Below are 3441 nucleotides of genomic sequence, written 5' to 3'. Positions count from 1 at the left end.
TGGAGGCAGGGTACCCGCCCGTACTTTGAGAACTACACAGTGGACGCGAGCATCTTTAAAGATAGCGAACGTAGATCATTTTTGATTTACGGCTCATGTGATTTCAAGTCTTTAAGAGCAGACGGTGGATGCCTTGGCATCTGGAGCCGAAGAAGGACGTAGCAATCTGCGATAAGCCTCGGGGAGCTGATAAGCGAGCTGTGATCCGAGGATGTCCGAATGGGGAAACCCCGCCAGGATCAACACCTGGTGACTCCCGCCTGAATATATAGGGCGGGTAGAGGGAACGTGGGGAAGTGAAACATCTCAGTACCCACAGGAAGAGAAAACAACAGTGATTCCGTGAGTAGTGGCGAGCGAAACCGGATGAGGCTAAACCGGGCGTGTGTGATAGCCGGCAGGCGTTGCACGTTCGGGGTTGTGGGACTCACCTGACTTTTCTGCCGAAGAGTCGACGTGACAGCAGCGTATAGACGAACGGTCTTGAATGGCCGGCCAGAGTGGGTGTAAGCCCCGTAGTCGAAATGCGTGTGCTGGCGTGGAGAGTATCCCAAGTAGCACGGGGCCCGAGAAATCCCGTGTGAATCTGTCAGGACCACCTGATAAGCCTAAATACTCCCAGATGACCGATAGCGGACAAGTACCGTGAGGGAAAGGTGAAAAGTACCCCGGGAGGGGAGTGAAATAGTACCTGAAACCGTCTGCTTACAAACCGTTGGAGCACCCCTGGTAGGTGTGACAGCGTGCCTTTTGAAGAATGAGCCTGCGAGTTAGCGATACGTGGCGAGGTTAACCCGTGTGGGGTAGCCGTAGCGAAAGCGAGTCTGAATAGGGCGATTCAGTCGCGTGTCCTAGACCCGAAGCGAAGTGATCTATCCATGGCCAGGCTGAAGCGACGGTAAGACGTCGTGGAGGGCCGAACCCACTTAGGTTGAAAACTGAGGGGATGAGCTGTGGATAGGGGTGAAAGGCCAATCAAACTTCGTGATAGCTGGTTCTCTCCGAAATGCATTTAGGTGCAGCGTTGCGTGTTTCTTGCCGGAGGTAGAGCTACTGGATGGCCGATGGGCCCTACAAGGTTACTGACGTCAGCCAAACTCCGAATGCCGGTAAGTGAGAGCGCAGCAGTGAGACTGTGGGGGATAAGCTTCATAGTCGAGAGGGAAACAACCCAGACCACCAACTAAGGTCCCAAAGCGCGTGCTAAGTGGGAAAGGATGTGGAGTTGCTCTGACAACCAGGAGGTTGGCTTAGAAGCAGCCACCCTTGAAAGAGTGCGTAATAGCTCACTGGTCAAGTGATTCCGCGCCGACAATGTAACGGGGCTCAAGCACGCCACCGAAGTTGTGGCATTGACATTTATAGGTAGGCCTTCGTGGTCCAGCCGTGTTGATGGGTAGGAGAGCGTCGTGTGGCGAGTGAAGCGGCGGTGGAAACCAGCCGTGGACGCCACACGAGTGAGAATGCAGGCATGAGTAGCGAATGACGTGTGAGAAACACGTCCTCCGAAAGACCAAGGGTTCCAGGGTCAAGCTAATCTTCCCTGGGTAAGTCGGGACCTAAGGCGAGGCCGACAGGCGTAGTCGATGGACAACGGGTTGATATTCCCGTACCGGCGAAGAACCGCCCAAGCTAATCCAGTGGTGCTAAGCGCCCGAAACCATTCATCGTCACCTTCGGGTGGCACCGAGTGGTGGAGCGCGCGACCCCATGCTGGTGCGGTTAGCGTATTAACAGGTGTGACGCAGGAAGGTAGCCCATGCCAGGCGATGGTTGTCCTGGTGCAAGTGCGTAGGCCGAGAGATAGGCAAATCCGTCTCTCATGTGGCTGAGACACGATGCGGATGAAAAGTGGGTGATCCTATGCTGCCGAGAAAAGCATCGACGCGAGGTTCCAGCCGCCCGTACCCCAAACCGACTCAGGTGGTCAGGTAGAGAATACCAAGGAGATCGAGAGAATCGTGGTTAAGGAACTCGGCAAAATGCCCCCGTAACTTCGGGAGAAGGGGGGCCCAGCGCGTATTAGGACTTGCTCCGAAAGCGTGTGTGGGCCGCAGAGACCAGTGGGTAGCGACTGTTTATTAAAAACACAGGTCCGTGCCAAGTCGCAAGACGATGTATACGGACTGACGCCTGCCCGGTGCCGGAAGGTTAAGAGGACCGGTTAGCCGCAAGGCGAAGCTGAGAATTTAAGCCCCGGTAAACGGCGGTGGTAACTATAACCATCCTAAGGTAGCGAAATTCCTTGTCGGGTAAGTTCCGACCTGCACGAATGGCGTAACGACTTCCCAACTGTCTCAACCGCGAACTCGGCGAAATTGCATTACGAGTAAAGATGCTCGTTACGCGCAGCAGGACGGAAAGACCCCGTGACCTTTACTACAGCTTGGTATTGGTGTTCGGTGTGGCTTGTGTAGGATAGGTGGGAGACTTTGAAGCGGTGACGCCAGTTACCGTGGAGTCGTTGTTGAAATACCACTCTGGTCACTCTGGATATCTAACTTCGAACCGTGATCCGGTTCAGGGACAGTGCCTGGTGGGTAGTTTAACTGGGGCGGTTGCCTCCCAAAATGTAACGGAGGCGCCCAAAGGTTCCCTCAACCTGGTTGGCAATCAGGTGGCGAGTGTAAGTGCACAAGGGAGCTTGACTGTGAGACTGACAGGTCGAGCAGGGACGAAAGTCGGGACTAGTGATCCGGCAGTGGCTTGTGGAAGCGCTGTCGCTCAACGGATAAAAGGTACCTCGGGGATAACAGGCTGATCTTGCCCAAGAGTCCATATCGACGGCATGGTTTGGCACCTCGATGTCGGCTCGTCGCATCCTGGGGCTGGAGTAGGTCCCAAGGGTTGGGCTGTTCGCCCATTAAAGCGGTACGCGAGCTGGGTTTAGAACGTCGTGAGACAGTTCGGTCCCTATCCGCTGCGCGCGTAGGAAGTTTGAGAGGATCTGACCCTAGTACGAGAGGACCGGGTTGGACGAACCTCTGGTGTGTCAGTTGTCCTGCCAAGGGCACCGCTGATTAGCTACGTTCGGGATGGATAACCGCTGAAAGCATCTAAGCGGGAAGCCGGCCTCAAGATGAGACTTCCATACCTTCGGGTGAGAGGCTCCCAGCCAGACTACTGGGTTGATAGGCCAGATGTGGAAGTGCAGCAATGCATGCAGCTGACTGGTACTAATAAGCCGATGACTTGATAACACCTCGCCTTCTGGCGATGCTACGCGTCCACTGAGTGGTTCTCGATGTACGGTCGAGAATCAGCAACACACATATTTTCATAGTGTGCTATTGATTTCGGAACACATCCATAGTGTTTCGGCGGTCATAGCGAGAGGGAAACGCCCGGTCACATTCCGAACCCGGAAGCTAAGCCTCTCAGCGCCGATGGTACTGCAGGGGGGACCCTGTGGGAGAGTAGGACACCGCCGGACTTCTTTTA

Annotated in this window: 2 rRNA genes; both read left to right on the top strand. The window is 55.0% G+C overall.

What is annotated here, in order from left to right:
* Positions 1-101: 101 nt before the first annotated feature.
* Positions 102-3200, top strand: a 23S ribosomal RNA gene (locus tag J5V96_RS16860).
* Positions 3201-3316: 116 nt separating this feature from the next.
* Positions 3317-3433, top strand: a 5S ribosomal RNA gene (gene rrf, locus J5V96_RS16855).
* Positions 3434-3441 lie beyond the last annotated feature (8 nt).

Source organism: Microbacterium stercoris (assembly GCF_017592545.1).
GTDB classification, from domain to species: Bacteria; Actinomycetota; Actinomycetes; order Actinomycetales; family Microbacteriaceae; genus Microbacterium; species Microbacterium stercoris.
Note: the sequence above shows the minus strand (reverse complement) of the source record. Positions and strands in the feature narration are given on the sequence as shown.